We start from the raw sequence: 5,514 nt of genomic DNA, 5'->3' as shown, positions 1-5,514 counted from the left end.
CGCCAGCCACCGCCTCACCCTCGATGGCCTGGCCGGCCCGGTGGACGTGACGCTGCGCAGCCTCACGGGCCAAGAGGTGGTGCGGCAGCAGCAGGATGCTGCGGCCGCCGTCGACCTCAGCTTCTTAGCGCCCGGCACGTACGTGCTAACGGTGACCACGGAGGCCGGCCAAGTGCTGCGCCAGAAAGTGACGAAGGAATAGAAATAGGCACAAACCAGAACGGTCATGCTGAGCGCAGCCGAAGCATCTCTACCGCGCAAGTAAATTGATTACTGCGGCGGTAGAGATGCTTCGGCTTTGCTCAGCATGACCGTCCCGGTTGGTTGTTCTAATCCCCAATTTCGGCCTTCAGTCCTGCGCCGTGGAGCGCCGCTGAAACAGCGTCGATTCCAGCACCACGCTTTGGCTGGGGAGCACAGCTTTTTTCTTTTCCACGGCGCGGAGGAGGATTTTGGCGGCTTCGCGGCCGATGTCGTAGGCGGGTTGGGTGATGGTGGACAGTGGCGGGTCGAGCAGCGAGGCGGCTTCGAGGTTGGAGAAGCCGATGATTTTGATATCCTGCGGAATGCGGCGGCCCAGCTCGTTGCACACGTGGTAGGCGCTGATGGCCAGCCGTTCGACTGAGGCAAAAATGCCGTCGATGTCGGGCCGGCGCAGCAGCAGCTCGCGGATGAGGGCCACGTTCTGCTGGTTGTCCATCACGCCGTGCAGGATGAGGTCAGGGTCGGGCGCGCGGCCGTGGGCGGCCAGGGCATCGAGGTAGCCCTGCAGCCGAAACTGGCCGATGGACAGGTTGTTGGAGATAAGCAGGTGGGCAATGTGCTGGCAGCCGGCCCCAATGAGGTGCTCGGTGGCCTGGTAGCCGCTTTCGTAGTCGTTGGTCGTCACTTTGGCGGTGGCCACTTCGGCGCACACGCGGTCGAAAAACACGATGGGAATGTTGGCCTCACGCAGGCTTTTAATGTGGGCGAAGTCCTCAGTGCCGCTGGCTACCGACATCAGCAGGCCGTCGACGCGGCCGCCCTTGAGGTGCTGCACGATGGATACTTCGCGGGCGTAGTCGTCGTGGGTGAGGTAGATGAGCACGTGGTATCCGGCCTGGCGCGCAGCCTCCTCTATCCCATTGATGGCCAATGCAAAGAAGTGGTTGGCCACCTTGGGAATCACCACGCCAATGGTTTTACTGATGTTACGACGCAGGCTGCTGGCGTAGGCGTTGGGCTCGTAGTGGCGGGCGGCGGCCAGGGCGCGCACCCGCTCCTTGGTGGCTTCCGACACCTCGTGGCTGTCGCGCAGCGCCCGCGACACCGTGGCGATGGACATGTTCAGCTCTTCGGCCAGCGACTTCAGGTTCACGGGCGTCATGATGGGAGGGCGGCTTTCGGACACAGTTCGGGGAAAGGGTCTGAGTTGGTTTTCAGGAAATGAAGGAGAAAGGCAGACGGCGCAGGCGGGCCGCAGCCCAGCCGCGGGCTTGCCCCCGCTGCCCCGAACTGACTCGGCGGCGGCGGGCGGGTTGCGTGGCGGGGCGCGGCGCTGATGTAGCGGAGCGAATTGCGCGGCCGGGGGCGGGTAGAAGGCCCGGCAAGTTACAAATCTCCCGGCCACCTATCGGAAACGGTTCGATTGGCTGCAAACGTTTACGTAAATAAAGCCCTGCTATTGCATTAGATAGCAGGCAACAATCCGGTAATTCGCAGAGCCAAGCCCCGAAAAAAGCCCCGTTTTGCGGGCATTGGGGCGGCTGCGGTACCGGCCGCGCCACCATGCGCCCACCGGGCTGCTTCTCCCCGAAGCCACCAAAATCCCACCCATTTTATGACGGTCATTTTACGACTCGATTTCCGGCGCTGCCTGCGGCCTTTGGTGCTGCTGCCCGCGCTCAGCCTGGGCCTCGGCCTGCACCTGGCGGCCCCGGCCGCTGCCCTCGCCGCTCCCCGTACCGTGCGGGCCGACATCACCATTTCGGGCCGCGTGGTGGACGAAAAAGGCGCGGGCCTGCCCGGCGTCAACGTCATCGTGAAGGGCACCAGCATCGGCACCCAAACCGACGTGGAAGGCAACTACAGCATCAAGGCGGCCGACAATGCCACGCTCGTGTTCACTTTCGTGGGCTACGCCGCCCAGGAAGTGCCCGTGGGCGGCCGCAGCAGCATCAACGCCGCTTTAGCTCCCGATGCCAAGGGCCTCGAAGAAGTGGTGGTGGTGGGCTACGGCGTGCAGGAGAAAAAGCTGCTGGCCACGTCCATTTCCTCGATTTCGGCCAAGCAGGTCGAGCTGATTCCGGTGGCGTCGCCCTCCGAGGCCCTGGTGGGCCTAGTGGCCGGCGCCCAGATTACCGAGCCTTCGGGCGAGCCCGGCCAGGGCGCGGTGATTCGTATTCGCGGCCTGGGCTCGATTTCGGCCGGCAACAACCCGCTGTACGTGGTGGACGGCTACCCGCTCAACAGCCCCGACAACTACAACCAGATTCCGCCCGGCGACATCCAATCCATTCAGATTCTGAAGGATGCGGCGGCCTGCGCCATCTACGGCTCGCGCGGCGGCAACGGCATCGTGATTGTGACCACCAAGCACGGCTCGAGCGGTGGTAAAACCCGCTTCAACTTCAGCGCCAACACCGGCATTCAGCAGGTGGCCAAGAAGGTGGACGTGCTGAACCGCGACCAGTACCTGAGCTACGTGAAGGACGCCTACGCCAACGCCGGCCAGACCCTGCCGCTGGCCCTCGGCAACGACCCCAGCACCTACGCCGACACCGACTGGCAGAACGAGATTTTCCGGACCGGCGTGCAGCAGAACTACCAGCTCTCGGCCTCGGGCGGCTCCGACAAAAACCAGTTTTACGTGTCGGGCGGCTACTTCAACCAGAAGGGCATTACCAAGGGCACGGGCTTCGAGCGCTTCTCGCTGCGCGCCAACTACGACGCCCAGCTGAGCCCCAAGCTGAAGCTGGGCCTGAACCTGGCCCCCTCCTTCACGCGCACCGACGTGCGGCCCATTTCGGGCAGCTACAACGGCGGCAACATCTCGGGCGGCGGCGCGCCAGGCGGCGAAACGGCGGCCGTGACCACGGCCCTCATCCTGTCGCCGCTGGTGCCGGCCCGCCTGCCCAACGGCGACTACGGCCTGCTCAGCAACTCGGTGCTGAACCCCAACGGCACGCCCGGCATCTCGATTGCCGACCTGCTGAACCCGGTGGCCCCGCTCGACCTCTACCAGGACCGCACCAACTCGGTGCGGGCGCTGGGCTCGACCTACCTCGATTTTGAGGTGCTGAAGGGCCTGCACCTGCGCACCAACTTCGGCGCCGAACTGATTAATAACCGCCGGGGCATCTACGTGCCGGCTACGCTGCCCACCAACAACTCGCGCACCGCCAACCTGTCGCGCCCGGTGCTCAACAACATCGACGCCCGCCAGCTCAACAACACCAACCTGAACTGGGTGTGGGAAAATACGGCCTCGTACAACCGCAGCTTCGGCGCCGACCACAACGTGACGCTGCTGGCCGGCTACGCCGCCCAGTACAACCAGAACGAGAGCAGCAACGTGCTGGGCCAGACCGGCACATACACCAACACCAGCGTGGACTACGTGACCGGCGCCGGCCAGATTTTCGGCGGCGCGGGCTTTGTGGCCAACTCGCTGACCTCGGTGTTCGGCCGGGTCGACTACTCCTTCAAGGAGCGCTACATTCTGACGGCCGCGCTGCGCTCGGACGGCTCCTCGCGCTTCGGGCCCGACAACCGCTACGCTACCTTCCCCTCGGTGGCCCTGGCCTGGCGCGCCGGCGAGGAAGCGTTTATCAAGCAGATTCCGGCCATTAGCGAGCTGAAGCTGCGCGCCAGCTACGGCGTAACCGGCAACAACAACATCGGCGACTACAACTACCAGAGCTACCAGACGGCCGCCAACTATGCTTTCGGCGCCAACACTGGCACCCGCGTGTTCGGCTTCTCGCCCAACGGCGTGGCCATTCGCGACCTGGGCTGGGAAACCAACACCCAGTTCGACGCCGGCTTCGACCTTGGCCTGTTCCACGACCGCATCTACCTGACCGTGGCCGCCTACCAGCGCAACACCACCGACCTGCTGCTGAACCGCAACATTCCGGCCGTGCTGGGCTACGCCACCCGCGCCCTGGCCAACGTGGGCGAGGTGCGCAACCGCGGCCTCGAATTCCAGCTGAACACCGCCAACATTCAAACCAAGGACTTCACCTGGAGCACCTCGGCCAACCTCTCGGTGAACCGCAACCAGGTGATGGCCCTGGCCGGCCAAAACGACCAGCTGCTGTATGACGCCGTGTTTGGCTACACCAGCTCCATCCGGGTGGTGGCGGGCCAGCCGCTGGGTTTGTTCTACGGCTACACCCAGGAGGGCGTGTACAAGGACCAGGCCGACGTGGACGCCAGCCCGAAATGGGCCGCCGGCGCCACCGTGCCCGGCGACATCAAGTATAAAGACATCAACGGCGACGGCAAGATTGACACCCAGGACATTGGCATCATCGGCAACCCGTTCCCCAGCTTCACCTACGGCCTGCAGAACACCTTCGCCTACAAGTCGCTCTCGCTGGGCATCACGCTGCAGGGCTCGCAGGGCAACGACGTGCTGAGCGCCAGCGACCGCTACGTGAACAACTTCCCCGGCCTGGCCAACGCCCGCACCGACGCCCTGAACCGCTGGCGCTCGCCCGACGACCCCGGCGATGGCATGACGCCCCGCGTGTCGCGCGCCTCGTCGTCGTCGCTCACGCAGTTCAGCTCGCGCTTCGTGCACGATGCCTCCTTCCTGCGCATCCGCAACGTCACGTTGCGCTACAACCTGCCCACCGCCCTGGTGAACAAGGCCGCGATGCAGAACGCCAGCGTCTACGCCACTGCCCAGAACCTGTACACCTTCACCAAGTACTTCGGCTACAACCCCGAAGCCAACAACTACGGCAACAGCACCACGCCCACCTACGGCGTCGACCAGGGCTCCTACCCCATGGCCCGCACCATCACGCTGGGCGTCACCGTCGGTTTCTAACTCTTTGAATCATCCCCACCATGACTTTCAAAAATATCCTCACCGGCGCTGGTTTTGCCGCCCTGCTGGGTTCGGCGTCGCTGGGCCTGAGCTCGTGCAAGAAGGACTTCATCGACCTGAGCGACCCCACCCGGATTCCGACCGCCGAGGGCTACACCGACTCGCTCAGTATTCTGAACGGCGTGACGGCGGCCTACGCCGGCCTGCAGGACGTGTACGGCAAGTCGGGCTCGAACAACGGCCTGTACGTGTTCTCGGAAATTCCTTCTGACAACGCCACCACCGTGATTTCGGGTCAGTTACTGAACGAGTTCGACTACTTCGGCATCACCACCAGCAACCCGCGCCTGCAAAGCCAGTGGACGGTGAACTACCGCACCATTGCCCGCTGCAACGTGGTGCTGGCCCGCGCCGGCGCCGTGAAGCTGACCGCCGCCACCCGCGCCCGCTACTTCGCCGAGGTGAAATTCATCCGG

The 5,514-nt window shown here is 64.3% G+C and carries 3 protein-coding genes and 1 pseudogene; 3 read left to right on the top strand and 1 reads right to left on the bottom strand.

Features of this window, described 5'->3' with window-relative positions:
- A partial coding sequence (locus tag ACYVDE_RS13580) for a T9SS type A sorting domain-containing protein (protein ID WP_460502082.1) occupies positions 1 to 202 on the top strand: 202 nt, incomplete at its 5' end.
- Positions 203 to 349: 147 nt separating this feature from the next.
- Here the strand turns inward: ACYVDE_RS13580 and ACYVDE_RS13575 are convergent.
- Positions 350 to 1,390, bottom strand: a complete 1,041-nt coding sequence (locus tag ACYVDE_RS13575; protein WP_460502081.1) for a LacI family DNA-binding transcriptional regulator — start codon at positions 1,388 to 1,390, stop codon at positions 350 to 352.
- A gap of 429 nt (positions 1,391 to 1,819) precedes the next feature.
- On the opposite strand from ACYVDE_RS13575, the gene ACYVDE_RS13570 reads away from it, so the two are divergent.
- Both ACYVDE_RS13570 and ACYVDE_RS13565 read left to right on the top strand, forming a co-directional pair.
- Positions 1,820 to 5,038 (top strand): SusC/RagA family TonB-linked outer membrane protein, encoded by a 3,219-nt coding sequence (locus tag ACYVDE_RS13570; protein ID WP_460502080.1) that lies wholly within the window; start codon positions 1,820 to 1,822, stop codon positions 5,036 to 5,038.
- 20 nt (positions 5,039 to 5,058) lie between these two features.
- Positions 5,059 to 5,514: pseudogene (locus ACYVDE_RS13565) on the top strand (hypothetical protein); the annotation flags it as partial.

This window comes from Hymenobacter agri (assembly GCF_054778495.1).
The sequence above is the reverse complement of the archived record's forward strand: the minus strand, read 5'-3'. Positions and strand labels throughout refer to the sequence as shown.